Consider the following 19614-nt stretch of genomic DNA (forward strand, 5'->3'; position numbering starts at 1 on the left):
AAAAGAGACACGCCCCGCGCCTGTCAACAGGCGCGGGGCGCAAAGATCAGTTGCGGACAGAGGGGGCTTCGACCGACAGCCCGTTGCCGCGCGAGGCAACATACAGCTCCAGCGCCACAAAGTCCGCCGAACCCGGCTTGTAGGTCTCGGCGCGGGTATCGCGCACGCATCCCTTGAAGCGCGCATGGGCGGTGTTCAGCTTGGTGTTTTTCAAGCGGTAGACCGGGAAGCCGTTGATCTGGCCCTGGCTCAGATGGTCGGCGCGGATCATGTTGCCATAGTTGTCTTCATGGCAGTTCGCGCAGGACAGCTCCAGCTGGCCGGTGCGGGTGTAGTACATCTCCTTGCCCTTCTCCCAGGCGGACTGGGCCGGGCCGTCGATGGCCACATTCACCGGAAGCCCGCGCGACTGGACCGAGATCAGCGCTTCCATCGCCGACATCTTGCCGCCGGTGTACTTCCACTTTTCGGCACCCATGTGGTTTTCGCGGCAGTCGTTGATCTGCATGTTCAGGGTGCGGACTTCACCGGCGGCCTCGCTCCATTTGGGATAGACCGCGCGCACGCCTTTCATGCTTTCCTCGACATCATCGTGGCAGGAAGCGCAGGACTTGCCTTCGGTTCCCTCGACGGTGTTCCAGGCATCAAGCGCCTGATCGACAAAGATCATCGCCGGGTTTTCAAAGTCGTCCATCTGCAGGGCCTGGGTTTCATCCTTGCGGAAGTGCCAGCCCGACATAATCTCATCAACCGCATCCGCAATATGTGCAGGTGCGGCGGCCTTGGTGACCATCTCGATTTCCTCGTTGACCACCAGCGTGTCGTCATCGGGGCCTGCACCTGCCGCCATCGGCAGCGCCAACACGGCGGCAATTGCTGTGATTGCCTTCTTATTCATTCCCTGTCCTCCCTTGGGTGCCTGTCCTGCCCGGCGCAAACCGGACAGAACGCGTGCCTGAGATCCGGAACGGATCAGCCGATGGCGATTTTTTTCTTGGTGTCGTAGACCGAGCCGTCGTCGTCATACCAGGTGAAGACAAATTCACCGGCTTCCGGCACGACGGCGTCGAACTCGAAATAGGGGTTGGTGGAGATCGCGGGCTCCATTGCCACGTCCAGCACCGTCTCGCCGTTGAAGGCGCAAGTGAAGCGGTTGATGATCGAGCGCGGAATCAGGTTGCCCTCTTTATCCTTGCGCTGGCCGCTTTCCATCTTGTGGCTGATCAGGGTCTTGATGGTGACCGTATCGCCGGCAGCAGCGGTTTTCGGGACCTTGACGCGGGGTTTAACACCGGATGCCATGTCTTTAATTCTCCTTAAGAATTCCGTTCAGAGAGCGGGCAGCCTCAGCCGCCGCAGCCGCCGATGGTCACTTTGACGGTGGCGCTTGCCTTGGCGAAGGAGCCATCGGCCAGCTTGGCCACCGCAACAACGTCCTGGGTGCCTGCCAGGCGGATCCGGGTCGAGGCCGACTGCTGTGCCGCACCGGGGCCGAAGTTGAAAGTTGCCACACCCGGTTCCGGGTTTCCGGTGGCCAGCACCAGGATCGCGGTGGCGCCGGGCGCCTCGACCGAGATCGGAACAGTGTTGCCGTTCTCGGCAATCTCGGGCGCGTTCAGGGTGACGCCGCCCTCGGCCATATCGGCACCGCCGGTAAAGGCGGCGATCCGGTCGTCTGCTGCGGCGTTCACCTGGAACGGCAGCACGGTTACCACGGCAGCGCCCAGGCCCAGGGCCAGGGTCTCACGGCGTGAGAACTCCATCATATCTCTCCTATTCATTCACACAGGCTGCAGCACCGGACGCGAGGCCCGGCCCGCGCCTCACTCTTCTTTCAGCGTCGCGAGGAACGCGACCACATCCTCAATCTCCTGCGCCGTCAGGATCGGCGGCAGCGGCTCGGCCCCGGCATCGCCGGTATAAGCGTCGCCCGGGCGGATGAAGCCATCGACCTTGTAGAAGGCCGGCATCATGGTGCCCTCGAATGTCATCTTGGCATTGGCCACCAGCCCGCGCAGTTCTTCCTCGCTCCAGCGGTCGCCTGCGCCGTCCAGCGACGGGCCGATCTCGCCATGGAAGGGAACATCCGCCAGCGCGCTTACTTGATGGCAGGCCACGCAGTTGCCCTTGGACTTGGTGCCTGCAATCACCGCACCGCTGGCAGCGTCGCCCGCAACCCCGGTCAGCGAGGCGGAAACTTCGCCGTATTCGCCGTACTGCACCGCTTTCGGAGCAACCTCTCCGGCCATCGCCGCGGCACCCGCCAGGCTCAGCGCCAGTGTCAGAGATGTAAGCTTCATGTATCCTCCCAATGGCTGCCGCATCTTTGTGCGGTTGCTTCGTTTCTGCATACCGTAGGCCACAGCCGGACCATTACGCAACAACAAATTCATTATTGTGAATTTTTGCAATTTGTGCGCCGGACCCCTAGTCTGCGGATCCATTATTGCGCTCTTGGATCATCCGCGCGTGGTAGCGCTGGAAATCTTCCCCGTTATCAAGCGCATACCGCTTTTCATTGACCCATGTAAACATGTCCAGCGTGGTTCCCGCGCCAAAGGCGCCCGGCATCATCGCCACCGCAGCTTCGGGGGCTGTAGCTTCTTCAGCCACCTCCTCCGGCAGGAACAGAATCGTCGGTGTGAACAGCACGCCCCATTTGCGCGCCATCTCTTTCTCCGGCAGCGCTTGGCCGTCGAAGTCGGTGACCTCCACATCGCCATAAAGGTTCAGCTGCACGACAAAGAAATTCTCTTCGATGTACTGGCTGATTTCCGGCCGGGGAAAGGTCTCCTCATGCATCTTGGTGCAATAGATGCAGCCGCGCTGCTCAAAGATCAGCGCCAGCCGTTTGCCCTCGCCATTGGCTTCGTCCAGATCCTCGCGCAGGTCCTTGAAGGTCTCCCGCATCCAGGAGGTCTTGTGCAGACCGTCATCCCCAAGCTCTGCCGCAGACAGGGGAACGGCCATGGGCACCGCCAGCACCGCCGCCATTAACACTTTCGCAAGACTTCTCAGCATGTTGACCTCCGCACTTCACTTATCCAATTGAGCTGAATCCCGGCATCCAGCGGATCATTGTCTCGGCAATCAGCCGCACCCCGCCAGTGGCGATCAGCACCGCAAACAGCACCAGCATGGCGCCCATTCCCCTTTCCACCCAGCCAAAGGCTGCGCGGTGCCGCGCCACCCACCCCAGAAACGGCTTGGCAAACAGCGCCGCCACGACAAAGGGCGCCGTCATTCCCAGCCCGTAGACCAGCAGCAGCACGCCGCCGCGCCAGATGTCGCCCATGCCCGACGCGATCATCAGGATCGAGGCCAGCGCCGGCCCCACGCAGGGTGTCCAGCCAAAGCCGAAGGCCAGCCCCATCAGATAGGCGCCCAGCACTGTTGAAGGTTCCGCCGCACTCTCCATCCGCGCCTCGCGGTACAGCAGCGGGATGTTCACAACACCCAGGAAATGCAGCCCGAACAGCAGCAAAAGCGCGGCCGCGAAATAAGACAGAACCTCCAGGTACTGCCCGAACAGCTGCCCCAGCGCCGTTGCCCCCATGCCCATCAGCATGAACACTGTGGTCACTCCGGCAGCAAAACACACCGCCGATACCAGCAGCCGCCGCTGTGCTCCGGCGTTAATTGCACCGTCTCCGCGCAGTTCCGCCATCGACAAACCGCCCATGTAAGAGAGGTAAAACGGCACCATCGGCAGAATGCAGGGGGTGAAAAAGCTCAGCAAACCTGCGATCAAAGCGCCAAACAGGGTAATCTCGAGCATTGCCTCCCCCTGGCCCACGCGAACGTTATCGGGCCCCGGCTTGTGTCATTCACATATTCGAATTACGTTGTATTATACAGACCCGTCAACATGTGGAATGACATAGATGCGCATGATCCGGCAACTGGCTGCAGCCGCTGCCATGACCCTCACGGCCCTGCCCGCCTGGGCGGCCGAGCTGGTAATGGTCGAGCAAGCGGGATGCGAATGGTGTGCCCGCTGGGACGAGGAAATCGCCCCGATCTACCCCAAGACGGCCGAAGGCAAGCACGCCCCGCTCCGCCGGGTCGACCTGCGCGATTTGCCGGGTGACCTGCAGGTGAGCCGCCGGGTCATGTTCACACCAACCTTTCTGGTGGTTGAGGACGGCAAGGAACAGGCCCGGCTCGAAGGCTACCCGGGTGAAGATTTCTTTTGGCCTTTGCTGGCAGATTTGCTAACCGCCCATACAGGGTTTGTTGATAATACGCACACTCAGGGCGGCAGCTGACGGCCCGAACGGGGCAAAAAGAGGAGTGCGGCGCCTGCGCGCCGCTCAGGAGACGACAGATGGCACTACCGCAGTTTTCCGCGGACATGGATCCGGCAGAAATGGACAAGATGGTCGACAACGCGACCAAGGCCTCCAATTTTCTCAAGGCGATCAGCCATGAGGGCCGCCTGATGATCCTGTGCCACCTGGTATCAGGCGAGAAATCGGTGACCGAGCTGGAGGAGCTCCTGTCGGCCCGCCAGGCCGCCGTCTCCCAGCAGCTCTCCCGTCTGCGCCTGGAAGGGCTGGTCATTCCCCGGCGCGAGGGCAAGGCAATCTACTACCGCCTGGCAGACGATAAACCCCGCCGGATGCTGGAAACGGTTTACGACCTCTTCTGCAACGACGGCAGCTGACCCGCCGGCTTCCATAAATGTTTGACCTCCTCTCAGAACACCAGCTGGCCGCCTGCTTCGGGTTGCTGGGCGGTGTGCTGCTTGGGCTTGCCGCGCGGCTGGGGCGCTTCTGCACCCTCGGCGCGATCGAAGACCTGCTATACGGCGGCTCGTCCCTGCGGATGCGCATGTGGGGCGTGGCCATCGGTGTCGCCGTCACCGCCAGCTTTGCCCTGATGGGCATTGGGCTGGTCGATGCCACCCAGTCCTTCTATCTCACGATCCGCTGGATGCCTGCCGCTTCGATCCTCGGCGGTTTGATGTTCGGCTACGGCATGGCGCTCAGCGGGAACTGCGGCTACGGCGCCATTGCCCGGCTTGGCGGCGGCGACCTGCGCAGCTTTGTAATTGTGCTGGTAATGGGCGTCTCGACCTATGTGGTGCTTGCAGGCCCCCTCGCCCCGCTGCGAAACTTCTTCTTTGAACAGCAGGACGTCACCACTGACATCCCGCCGGGCCTGGCCCACTACGCTGCCGCCTGGAGCGGCCTGCCTCTGGCCACAATAGGCGTCGCCGCAGGCGTTCTGATCCTGCTGGCCTCCCTCGCCAGCGCAGAAATCCGCAAGGACAAACAGGCGCTGCTCTGGTCCGCCATCGTGGGACTGGCCGTCACCTCCGGCTGGGCGGGAACCACATACGTCAACACCGAAGGGTTTGAAGCACTGCCGGTGGCCTCCCACTCTTTCTCAGCCCCCTTGGGCGAGACCATCCTCTGGACCATGACCGGCAGCTTGCGCCCCCTCTCCTTTGCCGTCGGCTCCATCGCCGGGGTCTGGACCGGCGCCTTCATCGGCTCGCTGATCAAGGGTCACTTCCGCTGGGAAGCCTGCGAAGACCCGCGCGAGCTGCGCCGCCAGATCATTGGCGCTGCCATCATGGGAGCCGGGGCGGTCATTGCCATGGGCTGCACCGTTGGCCAGGGCCTTAGCGCCTTTTCCCTGCTGGCCGTTTCTGCACCAGTCACCATGCTGGCAATCTTTGCCGGCGCTGCCATCGGCTTGCGTCAGCTGATCGAAGGCTTCCGCCCGGCAGAGTAATGTTCCGCCCCGGCGGCAGCCGGCCAGGATTTGCAGTTCTGCTCGCCGGATGTGATAGTTTGGTTATTGTGCATTAACCTTTAATCCCCTGTTACAAGCTTGCCCATGATGATCCCGGTCCGCGTATGGCCCATGGGCCAGCCGGTAGTGATTGACGAGATTTTGGAGCCCGCAATGGACCGCAAGCAGATCATCGAAGACCCGCAAACCGGCAACAAGGCAGAAGCCTATGAGGCCTTTGACGATATTCCCGCCAACCCGAACCTCAGCCGCACCATCGGCGACGTGATCACCGCCCGCTATGGCCGCCGCAAAATGCTGAAAGGCATGCTTGGCGTTTCTGCCACCGCCGCATTGTTCGGCGCCTCCGCCCTGACCGCTCCGCGCCAGGCAGGCGCCGTCGGCTCCCCGGCGGGCAGCCGGTATGCCTTTAACGAACTGGCCTGGGGCAACGATGAAACCCACCACGTGGCCGAAGGCTATGACGCAGAGATCCTCCTGCGCTGGGGCGACCCCATCACCGCAGAGGCGCCTGAGTTCGACGTGATGAACCAAAGCGCAGAAGCGCAGCTGCAGCAGTTCGGCTACAACAACGACTACATCGGCTTTCTGCCGCTGAATGATGACGGCACCCGCGGCCTGTTGTGCGTGAACCACGAATACACCAACGAAGAAGTCATGTTCCCGGGCCTCGGCCGCCAGGACAAGGCGGATTTCGCCGGCATGACCAAGGAACTGGTGGACATCGAAATGGCCGCCCATGGCGGTTCGGTTGTGGAGATCATCCGCAGCAATGACGGGAGATGGTCAGTAGTTCGGGACGGGGCATACAACCGCCGAATTTCGCCCCTGAACACTGCAATGACACTCGACGGTCCTGCTGCAGGCCATCCCCGTATGCAGACCAGCGCGGACCCGTCCGGCGCCGCAGTCACCGGCACGCTCAACAATTGCGCAGGCGGCATGACACCCTGGGGCACCTGGCTGATGGCCGAGGAAAACTTCCACGGCTATTTCTGGACGGATAAGCTGGATGAAGACGGCAAGCCGGATCTGTCGGGCCAGCCTGAAGCGGCGCAGATGAAGCGCTACGGCGCGCCGGGCGGCTGGTACGCCTGGGGCAAATACTACGACCGTTTCAACATCGACAAGGAACCCAACGAAGTGAATCGCTTCGGCTGGGTGGTTGAGGTCGATCCGCGCAACCCGGACGCCAAGCCGGTAAAACACACCGCGCTGGGGCGTTTCCGCCATGAAGGGGCTGAAACCACCACCTCAAAAGACGGCCATCTGGTGGTTTATATGGGTGACGATGCGCGCTTTGACTACCAGTACAAATACGTCTCCCGCGGCACTGTTTCAGATGATCCGGCCGCAAACGCCACACTGCTGAGCGAGGGCACGCTTTACGTCGGGCGCTTTGACGCGGACGGCTCCGTTCATTGGCTGCCGCTGGTGCACGGGCATGGGCCGCTGACAGCGGAAAACGGTTTTGCCAGCCAGGCAGATGTGCTGATCGACGCGCGCCTGGCCGCCGATGCGCTGGGGGCCACTCCGATGGACCGTCCCGAAGACGCCCAGCCCCGCGGCGACGGCACCGCATACATCATGCTGACCAACAACTCGAAACGCACAGCCGGCCAGACCGATGCCGCCAACCCGCGCGCGGACTCGAACTTCGGCCATATCATCGAGATCAAGGAAGACGGCGGCGACCACGCAGCGACCAAAGGATCCTGGACGATCCTGGTGAAATGCGGCGATCCGCAGATTGCCGAAGTGGGTGCGGAATGGAACCCGGAGACCTCGGAACACGGCTGGTTCGGCTCGCCGGACAACTGCGCCTTTGATGCAGACGGGCGCCTGTGGGTATCCACCGACCAGGGCAGCAAATGGGGCATGACCGGCAAATCGGACGGGCTTTACGGGGTTGAAACCGAAGGGGCGCTCCGCGGCCATTCCAAATTGTTCTTCCGCTGCCCGGTGGGCGGCGAGCTGTGCGGACCGTATTTTGCCCCGGACGGCGAAACCCTGTTCCTGGCGGTTCAGCATCCTGGCACCGACGGCACCAGGGATCTGAAAGGCTTCGAACGCGCCTCGACCTTTGAGGATCCGGCCACCCGTTGGCCCGATTTCGACCCAAAGATGCCGCCGCGCCCCTCGCTTGTTGCGGTGACCCGCAAAGGCGGCGGCAAGATAGCGGTCTGATCCCGCAATCCGCAGGCTTGAGCCCTGGCGGGCGGATTGCCGCCTGCCGCACGCAATTGTGAGAAGACACCGGCCCTTCTTGGCTTAGAGATGGCGTAAAATGTTGGGAGGCTTTCCATGTATTTCAAACGTCTGGCTGCCGCACTGTTCCTTGCAGCCTCCGCCGCCGCGGCAGGCGGCATCGGTCCGCGCGACGGCTGGGCGGTGCATGCAACACCCAAGACTTACGAACAGCTGATCGCAGACATCAAAGCCGCGGCCAAGGCTGAAGGCTTGGGCGTCGTGACCCAGGCCGGGCCGACCAAGGCCGCCGCCGCCCGCGGCATCACCATTCCGGGCAACCGGGTCATTGGCCTGTTCAACAACGACTTTGCGGTCAAAATCCTGGCGCTCTCCACCGCCGCGATGATCGAAGCACCGGTGCGCATGTATGTCACCGAAACGAAAGACGGAAGTGCAACACTTGCCTACAAACTGCCCTCGCACGTCTTTGCCCCCTACGCAGACGAGGGCGGAGAAGCGCTGGCTGCCCTGGCAGAGCAGCTGGACCGCCGCTTTGCACTGATCGCGCAACGGGCACTCAAATAGCCCTTCCGGCTTCTTTCTGGACTGAAATACCCCCGCCGGAGGCCTGGCGCATGAAATGCGCCAGTTTCCGCCGCAGCAATTCTCACACTGGCGTGAGAGGGCTTGCGCATATCTGAAGCCTCGGCAATCTGGCGGCAAATCAACGGATTGGACGGACAAGATGACAGAACCCTTGCGTGCGGCCGATGTGCTGGCCCGGCGGCTTTACGAGGCAGGCTGCCGCCATGCCTTTGGCATGCCCGGCGGCGAGGTGCTGACCCTGGTTGATGCACTCACCAAGGCGGGCATCGCCTTTCATCTCGCCAAGCATGAGAATTGTGCGGGTTTCATCGGTGAAGGCGTGCACCACACCGATGGCGCGCCGGTCATCCTGGTTGCAACCCTCGGCCCCGGCGCCCTCAATGGCATCAACGTGGTGGCCAACGCCCATCAGGACCGGGTGCCGATGCTCGTGCTCACGGGCTGCGTCGATGCGGCTGAGGAGCAGAGCTACACTCATCAGGTGCTCGACCACCGCGCCGTGTTCACTCCGGTCACCAAGGCCACTTTCCGGCTGGATGCCGGAGCCGCGGACCTGATTGCCGACAAGGCGGTCGCCATCGCAACCGAGCCCCGCAACGGACCGGTGCATATCGACGTGCCGATCTCAACCGCAGATGCGCCGGCCAGGGACCGCGGCATCCGCCGTGCGCCTGCAAGCCCAGCCGCGCCAAGCGGAGAAGCACTGGCACAGGCGCGTTCCTGGCTGGCGGCCTCTGCGCGCCCAGTGGCGGTGATTGGCCTTGATGCGCTGCAGGAAAATGCCGGCCTCGCAATTCGCACCTTCGTTGAAAAACACCAGGTCCCCTTTGTCACCAGCTACAAGGCCAAAGGGATCATCCCCGAGGACCACCCCCTGTGCCTGGGCGGCGCCGGCCTGTCGCCGCTGGCTGACAAACATCTTCTGCCCCTGGTGCAGGAGGCCGACCTGGTGCTCTCCATCGGGTACGACCCGATCGAGATGCGCCCCGGCTGGCGCAATGTCTGGGACGTGAAAACCCAGAACGTCATCGACATCGCGCCGGAGGCCAACACGCATTATATGCATCAGGCAGGCTTGAACTTCCTCACCGCAATTGCTCCCACGCTTGAAGCCCTGTCGGATGGCTCCGCGCCGCACAGCACTTGGAACAGCAACCGCCCCGCTCAGGTAAAAACTGCGCTGGCAGAGGCTTTCCCGCAGGACGACGATTGGGGCCCGGCAGGGGTCATCGCCGAATGCCGCGCCACCCTGCCTCCCGAAACCCTCGCCACCGCGGACAGCGGCGCACACCGCATTCTGCTGAGCCAGATGTGGGACTGCCATGAGCCGCGCGGGCTGATCCAATCCTCAGCTCTCTGCACCATGGGCTGCGCCGTGCCAATGGCGATTGGGCGCAAGCTGGCGCAGCCGGACCGGCCCGTGGTCAGCTTCTCAGGCGATGCCGGCTTCCTGATGGTGGCGGGCGAGCTGTCCACTGCGGCCGAACTGGGTGCTGCCCCCATTTTCGTGGTCTTTGCCGATGCCAGCCTTGCACTGATCGAGCTAAAACAGCGCCAGCGCCAGCTGGCCAATAGCGGCGTTGATTTTGCCGAGCATGACTTTGCCGCCATGGGCCGGGCCTTTGGCGGCAACGGGGTGACTGTCACCAGCCGCGCTGAACTGCGCGCTGCCCTGCAAGACGCGATGAAAGCACAAAAATTCACTGTCATCTCGGCAGTGATTGACCGCGGAGGCTATGATGGCCGGATCTGACCTTCTCCCCCATGGCGCGCTGAAGGGCGTCAAGGTTCTGGACCTCTCCCGCATTCTGGCAGGCCCGACCTGCACCCAGCTCCTGGGCGACCTGGGTGCCACGGTTATCAAGGTGGAAAACCCCAAAACCGGCGGCGATGACACCCGGCAATGGGGTCCTCCTTATGTGGTGGATGCGGAAGGGGAGCAATCCGACCTTTCGGCCTATTTCATGTCCGCCAACCGCAACAAGCGTTCGGTGGCCATCGACATCGCAACAGAGGAAGGCCAGCAAGCCATCCGCCGCCTGGCGGCTGAGGCCGATATCCTGATCGAGAACTTCAAACCCGGCGGGCTGGCCAAATACGGGCTGGACTACAACAGCCTCAAGGATGATCTGCCCGGTCTGATCTACTGCTCGATCTCGGGCTACGGCCAGACCGGCCCTAACAGCCACAAGCCCGGCTATGACATCATGGCGCAAGGGTTCGGCGGAATCATGTCGCTGACCGGCGAGCCTGAGGGCCAGCCGATGAAGGCAGGCGTCGGCATCGCCGACGTGATGTGCGGCATGTACGCCTGCATCGGCATCCTCTCTGCCCTGCATCACCGCGAAAAAACCGGCGAAGGGCAGCAAATCGACCTCGCTCTGGTCGACGCCCAGATCGCCTGGCTGATCAACGAAGGCGTTGCCTATCTGAACACTGGCAGCATCCCAAAACGCCGCGGCAATGAGCACCCGAGCATCATGCCCTATGGCGTTTACGAAACATCCGACGGCCATGTGATCCTGGCAGTGGGAAATGACAGCCAGTTCCAGCGCTTCATGAAATTCCTGAAGCTCGAAGGCCTGGCCGGGGATCCGCGTTTTGCCACCAACCCCGCCCGGCTGCAAAACCGTGATGCGCTGAATGCCGTCCTCATCCCCACCGTGCAGCGCTACACAACAGATGAGGTGCTGGCAGCGATGGAGGCCCGCAAGGTGCCCGCAGGCCCGGTGCAGAACCTGGAAACGCTCTTTGCCACCGATCAGGTCGCAGCCCGCGAGATGTCCATTCCGATGGAAACCGCGGCAGGCCCGGTGAAACTCCTGGGCAACCCGCTGAATTTCTCCCGCACGCCTGTAACATACCGGCACGCGCCGCCCCGCTGCGGCGAGGCGACGGACGAGATTCTGAGCTCTGACACCCCGTTCGGAAACGGCTAAGCCCCCAAAACACGGCAGCTTTCCGCCAAGTGTTACAGTTTCCGGCAAATCACCGCCAAACCGGCGGTGGTTTCGCCGCCCGTTAACCATTCCTGTTGCAGGAATTTCGACGGAAATCTTACACATCCGGCGAAATTTACAGCCAAACACACACAGGCAATCACCAAAGCGCGAGCGGGGTTCGCCCGGACCAATCTGATGATCTAATCTTCAGCAGGACACGGAAACCGCTTTTCAATTCGAAAACAAAGATTGGACTCCCATGACGCATGATATCTTCGGCCAAGACAGCAGCCTGACCGATGCCGCAGCCTTGCAGGACTGGAATGCCGTGCAGCTGGGAGTTCTGGCCCACGCCGCCGTGACGGCTGACCACCTTGGCGCGGTGCTGAAGGCGGCTCCGGAGTTTGCCCTGGCGCATGCGATCAAAGGACTGTCGCTGCTGATGCTGGGCCGCCGCGAGCTGCTGCCGACCGCACAGGAAGCCCTGCGCGATGCCAAGTCCTTTTATGAAGGCGCCCTGCCGCGCGAGCGCAAATATGTCGACGCGCTGGAAAACTGGCTGTCCGGCCGCCCCAGCCTGGCAATCCGCCGGATGGAGGAAGTGCTGGACGTGTTCCCGCAGGACACTCTGGCGATGAAACTCAGCCACGGTATCCGCTTCATCCTGGGTGACCCTGAAGGCATGCGTGCCTCGATCGAACGGGTGATGCCGGCCTATGCTCCGGACCACGCAGGCCGCGGCTACCTCCTGGGCTGCCACTCCTTTGCGCTGGAGGAAACCGGCGATTACGAACGCGCTGCCAACGCGGGCCGCCAGGCCCTGTGGATGGCGCCGGACGATGCCTGGGGCCTGCACGCCGTGGCACATGTGCATGACATGACCGGCAACGCCAAGTCCGGCCTCGAATGGCTGCACGGCCGCGAAGAGGCCTGGGCCCATTGCAACAACTTCCGCTACCACGTCTGGTGGCACAAGGCGCTGATGCATCTGGACCTGGGCCAGATGGATGAGGCCATTGCGCTTTATGATACCGAAGTGCGCAAAGACAAAACCGACGACTACCGAGACATCTCCAACGCCACCTCGCTGCTGGTCCGGCTGGAGCTGGAAGGCGTCGATGTGGGCGCCCGCTGGGAGGAGTTGTCTGAACTTTGCGCCAACCGCACCGAGGACGGCAGCCTGATCTTTGCCGACCTGCATTACCTGCTGGCGCTGACCGGCCACCGCAAGGAAGACGCCCACAAGATGGTGCAGCGCATCCATGCCGACGCCGAAAAGGGCGGCTCGGAAGCTTGCGAGCGCATGGGCAACCCCGGCTGTGCTGCTGCCGACGGGCTGGAGGCCTTTGGCGAGGGCAACTACAAATCCGCCTTCCGCCACCTGTCGTCTGCCCGCGGCACCCTGCAGCTGGCCGGCGGCAGCCACGCGCAGCGCGATGTTTTTGAACGGATTACCATTGATGCCGGCCTGCGCGCAGGACAGCTTGACGCGGTCGAGGCAATCCTGGATGACCGCCGCAGCAAACGCGGCGGCGCCGAGGACAATTACGCACTGGCCCGCCGCACCCTGATCGCCCAGGGCCGGGACAATTCCGGTGCTGCCAGCGTTCCCGCCGAATAAGACCTCAAGGACGACACCACTCATGTCCAGCGTTGCGCCCTTCCCCGGGCAACAGACAGACCAAGGCGCCGCCAACCGGGCCGCGCCGCCGCCGCAATCGGCACAGCCGCGCGTGCGCGACCCGCGGCTCGACTTCTACCGCGGCATTGCCATGTTCATCATTCTGATTGCCCATATCCCGGGCAACCGCTGGACCGGCTGGATCCCCGCGCGGTTCGGGTTCTCGGATGCAACCGAGATATTTGTGTTCTGCTCCGGCATGGCCTCAGCCATAGCCTTCGGCGGCTCATTCGCGCGCCGCGGCTGGTTTCTGGGCACTGCCCGGGTGCTGTTCCGCTGCTGGCAGGTGTTCTGGGCCCATATCGGCCTGTTTGTCTTTATCGCTGTCTCGATGGCGGCCATCGACCTCTATGGCGGGTTTGAGAAGAGCTACGTGAACTCGCTGAACCTTGGCCATTTCTTCAAGGATCCGATGACCCAGCTGGTGGGGCTGTTCACCCTCACCTATGTGCCCAACTATTTTGACATCCTGCCGATGTACCTGGTGGTGCTGCTGATGATGCCGCTGATCATGGGGCTGGAAAAGGCGGGCCTCTGGGCCGTGGGCATGGCCTCGGTGCTGATCTGGCTCACTGCCAATCCCTATATCATCGGGCTGGGACCTGACGGGCTGTCACTGCCGGCTGAGCCCTGGTCGGAGCGCGAATGGTTCTTCAACCCCTTCGGCTGGCAACTGCTGTTTTTCACCGGCTTTGCCTTCATGAAGGGCTGGCTGCCGAAACCGCCGGTCTCAAAGCTTCTGATCGTGCTGTGCGCTGCCTTCCTGATCCTGTCGGCGCCTTACGGCTCGTGGAAGGTCTTCACCTGGGTCAAGGCCGCAAGCCCCGAGCTGGCTGACCTGATCAAGCCCGGCCGCGACGCCATCGGCGAATGGCGCGAAAAGACCGATTTCGGCCTGCTGCGCTACACCCACTTCCTGGCGCTGGCCTATCTGGGCTGGGTGGCCGCGGGCGAAGGCGGCAAGCGGCTGATCGCCTCGGGCTCCTCCGCTGCGGCGCGGGTCTGGGAAGTGCTGTTGAAAATCATCACCAAGGTCGGCCAGCAGTCGCTTGCGGTGTTCGTTTTTTCGATGGCGCTGGCACGTTTTATCGGCTTTGCGCTTGACCAGACCGACCGCGCGGTTATGACCACCGCATTCGCCAATCTGGTTGGCTTTTCTTTAATCATTGGGTGCGCTTATGGCGCCGCCTGGTTCAAGTCTCAGCCTTGGAGAGCCAAGAAATGAGCTCTTTTTCCCGACGTTCCTTCCTGGCTGCCGCGCTTGGCAGCACTGCTCTGGCCGCGCTGCCCGGCTATGCCAGTGAAGCAATGCCGTTCACCCATGACTTTGTGGTGGCCAAGGCCCGCGCCTTGGCGGCCAAGGCTTACGCCGAGCGCCCCACCGTGCCGCAGGACTGGCTGAACCAGTCTTATGACGACTACAAGGCGCGCTGGTTCCGCACCTCGGACGCGCTGTGGGCGGGGACCGACCGCAGCTACAACGTCGATTTCTTCCTGCCCGGCCTCTACTTCCCGCGTGCGGTGCAGGTGCATGCGGTCACCGATGGCATGGCCGAGCATGTGCCCTTCGACATCGATCTCTTCGACAAGAACAAGAAGGCGCCGGACCTTACTACCGAGGGCCACCTCGGCTATTCCGGCCTGCGCCTGCGCACCGACCTGGGCCACCCGACCAAGAAAACCGAGTTCGCGGTTTTCCAGGGCGCCAGCTATTTCCGCGCCATCGGCATCGGCAACAACTACGGCCTGTCCGCCCGCGGCCTGGCTCTGAAAACCGCCGATCCCGAAGGGGAGGAATTCCCCGAGTTCACCGACTTCTGGCTTGAGGCCCCCGCGCCCGGCCAGCGTTCTATGGTGGTGCATGCGCTGATGGATTCGCCCTCGGTCACCGGCGCCTACCGCTTCACCATCACCCCCGGCTCCAGCGCGGTAATGGATGTGGAGGCCACTCTGTTCGCGCGTGAGGAACTGACCCACGCAGGCCTCGCGCCGCTGACCTCGATGTTCCTGTTCGACTCCACAAACCCGGGCCGTTTCGACGATTTCCGCCCGGCGGTGCACGACAGCGAAGGTCTTCTGGTCCTCAATGGCAACGGCGAAACTCTGTGGCGTCCCTTGGCCAACCCCAACCGCTTGCAAGTCTCTTCCTTTGTAGACACCAATCCGCGCGGCTTCGGCCTGATGCAGCGGGCGCGGAAACTCTCGGACTTCAACGATCTGGAAGCCTTTTATCACAAACGTCCCTCGCTCTGGGTCGAACCCAAGGAAGACTGGGGCAAAGGCGCCGTCACTCTGGTTGAGATCCCGGCAGACAAGGAAATCTACGACAATATCGTCGCCTATTGGCGCCCGCGCGAGCCCTATGCGGCTGGCTCCGAGATCAAGCTGAGCTACCGCCTCACCTGGGGCGAGGAGCCGGTTCTGTCGATGCCGCGGGTGATCAACACCGCCACCGGCGAGCGGATCTTTGGCGGCGATGGCCGGATCGTGACCATCGACTTTGAAGCGCATCCGCTGTTTGACGGCGGCCCGGACAGCCTGGACATCCATATCTCCTCGCCGCAGGCCGAAACCAGCGAGGGCGTGCTGCAGCGCAACCCGGAAACCGGCGGCATGCGGCTGGCCTTCTACTTCGACCCGGGCGAACGCACCCACGCCGAGCTGCGCGCGCAGCTGCTGAAAGACGGCAAAGCCGCCTCCGAGGTCTGGCTTTACAGGTGGACGTCATGAGCAATCTGGAGCTGATGCCCCCGGAACAGCCGCTGGAGATGCCTGCACAGGACTTCTCCGCGGATTTCCGGGATGCCGCCGCACCCGGCGGCCAGGCCCCGCGCCAGGTGGCCCTGTGGCGCATCCTTGCGTTCTCACCTGCCATGGTGGCCACGGCGGCGCTCACCTGGGTGATGCAGGGCTGGTTCATGGATGGCGGGTTCTCCGCTCTGGAACTGGTGCTGCTGGCACTGATTGCCTTCAACTTCTTCTGGATCGCTTTCACGGTTTCCACCGTGCTGTTGGGGCTTTACGGCCTCTCCCGCCGGGAAAAGACCACCGGCCGCGGCCCCGCCCGCCCGATGAAAGTGGCGCTTTTGATGCCGGTCTACAACGAGGTGCCCTGGTATGTGCTGGGCAACGCCCAGACCATGCTGCAGGAGCTGCACGGGCGCGGCGGGTTGCATGACTATGCCATGTTCATCCTCTCGGACACCCGCGACGACGCGATTGCCGAGCAAGAGCGCGCCAGCGTCGAGGCGCTGCGCAGCATGCTGCCTCCAGGGACTGAGCTTTACTACCGCCGCCGACCGGATAATGAAGGCCGCAAGGTCGGCAACATCTCCGACTGGGTGCGCCGCTGGGGCGCGGATTACGAAGCGATGCTGGTGCTGGACGCCGACAGCCTGATGACCGGCCGCGCCATTGCCCGGCTGGCCGACGCACTGGCCCGCGATCCTGGAGCCGGCCTGATCCAGAGCTACCCGCAGCTGATCGGGGCGCAATCGGTCTTTGGCCGCATGCAGCAGTTTGCCAATGGCGTCTATGGCCTGTCGCTCGCCGAGGGTCTTGCCCGCTGGGCCGGGCATGAGGGCAACTACTGGGGCCATAACGCCATCATCCGCACCCGCGCTTTTGCCGCCTGCGCCGGCCTGCCGCTGCTGCGCTCGCGCTTTGGCGGCGGCGAGAAGCTGATCATGAGCCATGATTTTGTCGAAGCGGGCCTGCTGCGGCGCGCGGGATGGTCTGTGCGCTTCCTGCCCCGCATCCGCGGCTCCTATGAGGAAACGCCCGCCACCCTGATTGACCACATCCTGCGCGACAGGCGCTGGTGCCAGGGCAACCTGCAGCACCTGAACCTGCTGGGCGCTAAAGGCTTTAGGGCAGTCTCGCGCTTTCATCTGTTCCATGGCGCCATCGGCTATCTGATGGCCCCGGTTTGGTTTGCGCTGCTGGTGCTGTGGGCGGTGATCGGCCTGGGCGAAGAGGCCTCCGTCATCAGCTATTTCAGCGAAGCCAACCCGCTGCGCCCCAGCTGGCCGGATATGACTGAGCCCAAGCATGTGCTGGTGATCCTCTTGATCTACGCCATGCTGCTGGCGCCCAAGATGCTGGCCGCCGCGGCCCTGCCAATGACCGGCAGCCGGTTCTCGGAATACGGCGGTCCGGTGCATTTTGCGCTGTCCTTCCTGTCGGAAGTTGTGCTGGCGGTCCTCTATGCGCCGATCCTGATGGTGCAGCAGATGATCGCGGTGTTCCGCACCGCGCTTGGCCTGCAGCGCGGCTGGGCGCCCCAGGCGCGCGACGGCGGCAGCTATTCCCTGCGCACGCTGATCACCTGCCACGCGCTGGAGACCGTGAGCGGCGTCGCACTCTGGGCCGGTATCCTGACCGGCACTGTGTCGCTGTGGCTGGCACCGATTGCCTTGTCCCTGGTGCTGGCGGTGCCCTTGTCGGCGCTCTCCGGCGTCAAGACGGTGAACCGCATCCGCCACTGGATGGCCACCCGGGAAGAGTTCACCGAACCGCAAATCACCCGGGCCGCCCGTGCTGCCCGTGCCGATCTAAAAGCGCTTCTGGAAGGAACCGGCGCCCGCGGCACCCCGGCCGAGTAAGCCCCCAGCCGCAACGGAAAACTCCCGCGCCCGCAGGCTGCCCCGGCTGCGCCGGGCCTGCCTTGGCGGCCTTGGGCCCGGCGCCGCGCTGACGCGCGGCGCGGGTGCACCCTCCCCTAGCCTCAGTTCCTTATACGAGAGCGAGGAAAAAAACGCCGCAGCGCGCCCGCGGGGCGCGCTGCCTGGCCCAACGCTTTGCCGGAAATCTTTGATTTACGGGCAAAGGGGCGGGAGAGCTGCCTTTGCCGCAGAGGTCCGCTTTTCAGCGCACCGCCGGCTCATCCTCAAACCAATCCGCCATCAGACCGGCCCAGCCTTTTGGCACCGAGTGGCCGCCGTCAAACAGCACCAGTTCGATCTCAGCTCCCGGCCCGCAATCCCAGCGGCGGCGGAGCTGGCCATCCTCACTCCAAGCCCTGCCCGGTGCATGGGACGCACAGCCATTGGCCTCACGCCAGGTCTCAAGCGCCGCAAAGACGTCGCCCTGCTCCCAGCGGCCGCCGCCGAGAATACGGCCCTCCAAGGGAACAACTTCGTCGCGCCAGCCATGCACCTGCAAAAGCCGCACCGGCCCTTCGCAAGCTTCCGGCTGCGGCCGCCAGAACGCACCCGAAACCGGCGCATAAGCCGCAAAGGCCGCAGGATCGCGGCACGCCAGGTAATGCACCATGAAAGCACCCGCCGAAAATCCTGCCAGCACGGTCCGAGACGAAGACGTGCCGAACCGCTGCGATGCATCCGCCAGAACCGAGGCAAAGAACGCACCCTCATCCCGCCCTTCATTGAAGGGGCCGAAGCCCCAGCTCTGCGGTCCGGTGCCATCGCGCTTGCGCCCTTCCGGCGCAACTACAGCATAGCCGCGGCCGGTCAGCCCTTCGATCAGCGCCTGGTTCCGCAGAACCTGGCCGCCGCTGCCGCCATAACCGTGCAAGAACATCACGACCGGTGCAGGCTCCAGTGCGGTTTCCGGCAGCACGATGTGATAGCTGCCGTCTGCAACCTCGCAAGCGCCGGCATCCGCACCGCATCCGGCAGAGGCCGCAGTGCCCCACAGGGCCATCAGCACAGCGGCGGCGGCGCCTGCTTGAACTCTCTTCATCATCCCTCCCATCGGGCCACCGGCAGGTTGCCGGCAATCCAGCCCGGCCCCGCGCCGGATCCCAGCATGCCTTCCGGCACATCAATCACATTCACGAACCCTGCTTCCGCCAAAGCCAGCGTCAGCCGCGCGGAACGCACTCCGCGGGCGCAAATCAGGGCAACCGGCGCAGAGGGATCCGGTCCTGCCACCGCCTGCAGCGCGTCAATGAAATCCTCGCGGCGCATATCGATCTGATGGCTGCCCACCGGCACACCCGAACTGCGCCATTCCTGCGGCGTGCGGATGTCCACCAGAACAAGCTCCCCGTCCCGCGCCGCAGCAAAGGCTTCCGCGGCGGTCAGACGCGGATGGTTGTGATCAGGAGGCTGCCTGCGCTGCCACCAGATCCCCGCAGCGGCAGCCGCCGCACCGCCGCCCAGCAGCACAAAACGCCGCGTGCGCCCGGGATGATCCGAAAATGACCCAGCCATTTCTCCTCCGCAGCAGCTTCGCGGGCCGGCCCCGGCCCGCACTTTCACTCAGCTCTAACAGGATGCGCAAATTCAATCACCCGAAACACGCCGAATCCGCCGGTCAAGTTCTTGTTATTGCGCGGCAGCTGCCCAATTATGCCCGTGAAAAGCGTATTCAATCCGCTCCAGCCTGCGGCAATATTACCCCATCCCGGGCTGCGGGGGTGGCTCTGCGCACAAAAATTGCTTAGCACTGGTTCAAAAACGACGCGCC

19 protein-coding genes are annotated in these 19614 nt (G+C 63.4%); 11 read left to right on the forward strand and 8 right to left on the reverse strand.

Features of this window, described 5'->3' with window-relative positions; translation table 11 throughout:
• Nucleotides 1–46: 46 nt before the first annotated feature.
• The 6 genes from soxA to RA20_RS15020 form a co-directional block, all read right to left on the reverse strand.
• Nucleotides 47–898 carry a sulfur oxidation c-type cytochrome SoxA gene (gene soxA, locus RA20_RS14995; RefSeq protein WP_039130326.1) on the reverse strand — a complete coding sequence of 284 codons (852 nt, stop codon included), beginning with the start codon at nt 896–898 and terminating at the stop codon, nt 47–49.
• A 74-nt stretch (nt 899–972) separates the two neighbouring features.
• Nucleotides 973–1302: a thiosulfate oxidation carrier complex protein SoxZ gene (gene soxZ, locus RA20_RS15000; RefSeq protein ID WP_039130330.1), complete on the reverse strand. Its 330-nt coding sequence runs from the start codon at nt 1300–1302 to the stop codon at nt 973–975.
• A 44-nt stretch (nt 1303–1346) separates the two neighbouring features.
• A complete protein-coding gene (gene soxY / locus RA20_RS15005) occupies nt 1347–1763 on the reverse strand; it encodes a thiosulfate oxidation carrier protein SoxY (RefSeq protein WP_039130332.1) in 417 nt (138 codons plus the stop codon).
• Between the two features lie 60 nt (nt 1764–1823).
• A complete protein-coding gene (gene soxX, locus RA20_RS15010) occupies nt 1824–2300 on the reverse strand; it encodes a sulfur oxidation c-type cytochrome SoxX (RefSeq protein WP_039130334.1) in 477 nt (158 codons plus the stop codon).
• A gap of 127 nt (nt 2301–2427) precedes the next feature.
• Nucleotides 2428–3021, reverse strand: a complete 594-nt coding sequence (locus RA20_RS15015; RefSeq protein ID WP_039130337.1) for a thioredoxin family protein — start codon at nt 3019–3021, stop codon at nt 2428–2430.
• Nucleotides 3022–3040: 19 nt separating this feature from the next.
• Nucleotides 3041–3778 carry a cytochrome c biogenesis CcdA family protein gene (locus tag RA20_RS15020; protein WP_039130340.1) on the reverse strand — a complete coding sequence of 246 codons (738 nt, stop codon included), beginning with the start codon at nt 3776–3778 and terminating at the stop codon, nt 3041–3043.
• 106 nt (nt 3779–3884) lie between these two features.
• Between RA20_RS15020 and RA20_RS15025 the strand changes: the two genes are divergently transcribed.
• The 11 genes from RA20_RS15025 to mdoH all read left to right on the forward strand — a co-directional run bounded on the left by RA20_RS15025 (nt 3885) and on the right by mdoH (nt 17786).
• Nucleotides 3885–4268, forward strand: coding sequence for a hypothetical protein (locus RA20_RS15025; RefSeq protein WP_039130342.1), 384 nt, complete (start codon nt 3885–3887; stop codon nt 4266–4268).
• A gap of 59 nt (nt 4269–4327) precedes the next feature.
• Entirely contained in the window at nt 4328–4666 is a 339-nt protein-coding gene (locus RA20_RS15030) for an ArsR/SmtB family transcription factor (protein WP_039130344.1), read from the forward strand.
• 17 nt (nt 4667–4683) lie between these two features.
• Nucleotides 4684–5742, forward strand: a complete 1059-nt coding sequence (locus RA20_RS15035) for a YeeE/YedE family protein (protein WP_039130347.1) — start codon at nt 4684–4686, stop codon at nt 5740–5742.
• Nucleotides 5743–5916: 174 nt separating this feature from the next.
• Nucleotides 5917–7950 (forward strand): PhoX family protein, encoded by a 2034-nt coding sequence (locus RA20_RS15040; protein WP_039130539.1) that lies wholly within the window; start codon nt 5917–5919, stop codon nt 7948–7950.
• Nucleotides 7951–8067: 117 nt separating this feature from the next.
• On the forward strand, nt 8068–8538 hold the full coding sequence (locus RA20_RS15045; protein ID WP_039130349.1) for a DUF302 domain-containing protein: 471 nt from the start codon (nt 8068–8070) through the stop codon (nt 8536–8538).
• 160 nt (nt 8539–8698) lie between these two features.
• Entirely contained in the window at nt 8699–10312 is a 1614-nt protein-coding gene (locus RA20_RS15050; RefSeq protein ID WP_039130351.1) for a thiamine pyrophosphate-binding protein, read from the forward strand.
• Nucleotides 10296–11498 carry a CoA transferase gene (locus tag RA20_RS15055; protein WP_152618523.1) on the forward strand — a complete coding sequence of 401 codons (1203 nt, stop codon included), beginning with the start codon at nt 10296–10298 and terminating at the stop codon, nt 11496–11498. Before RA20_RS15050 ends, RA20_RS15055 begins: the two co-directional genes overlap by 17 nt.
• Before the next feature lie 262 nt (nt 11499–11760).
• Nucleotides 11761–13122 (forward strand): tetratricopeptide repeat protein, encoded by a 1362-nt coding sequence (locus RA20_RS15060; protein ID WP_039130355.1) that lies wholly within the window; start codon nt 11761–11763, stop codon nt 13120–13122.
• 22 nt (nt 13123–13144) lie between these two features.
• Nucleotides 13145–14407, forward strand: coding sequence for an OpgC family protein (locus tag RA20_RS15065; RefSeq protein ID WP_039130358.1), 1263 nt, complete (start codon nt 13145–13147; stop codon nt 14405–14407).
• Nucleotides 14404–15912 (forward strand): glucan biosynthesis protein, encoded by a 1509-nt coding sequence (locus tag RA20_RS15070; RefSeq protein ID WP_039130360.1) that lies wholly within the window; start codon nt 14404–14406, stop codon nt 15910–15912. Before RA20_RS15065 ends, RA20_RS15070 begins: the two co-directional genes overlap by 4 nt.
• Complete coding sequence (gene mdoH / locus RA20_RS15075; RefSeq protein ID WP_039130363.1) at nt 15909–17786, forward strand: glucans biosynthesis glucosyltransferase MdoH; 1878 nt, start codon at nt 15909–15911, stop codon at nt 17784–17786. Before RA20_RS15070 ends, mdoH begins: the two co-directional genes overlap by 4 nt.
• A gap of 262 nt (nt 17787–18048) precedes the next feature.
• Here the strand turns inward: mdoH and RA20_RS15080 are convergent, their stop codons facing one another.
• Entirely contained in the window at nt 18049–18885 is an 837-nt protein-coding gene (locus RA20_RS15080) for an alpha/beta hydrolase family esterase (RefSeq protein WP_039130366.1), read from the reverse strand.
• The gene (locus RA20_RS15085; RefSeq protein WP_039130368.1) at nt 18885–19358 is read right to left on the reverse strand and encodes a rhodanese-like domain-containing protein; all 474 of its coding nucleotides are present in this window, start codon (nt 19356–19358) and stop codon (nt 18885–18887) included. The genes RA20_RS15080 and RA20_RS15085 overlap by 1 nt, the downstream gene beginning before the upstream one ends.
• Between the last annotated feature and the right edge of the window lie 256 nt (nt 19359–19614).

The organism is Leisingera sp. ANG-Vp (genome assembly GCF_000813725.1).
Lineage (GTDB): Bacteria > Pseudomonadota > Alphaproteobacteria > Rhodobacterales > Rhodobacteraceae > Leisingera.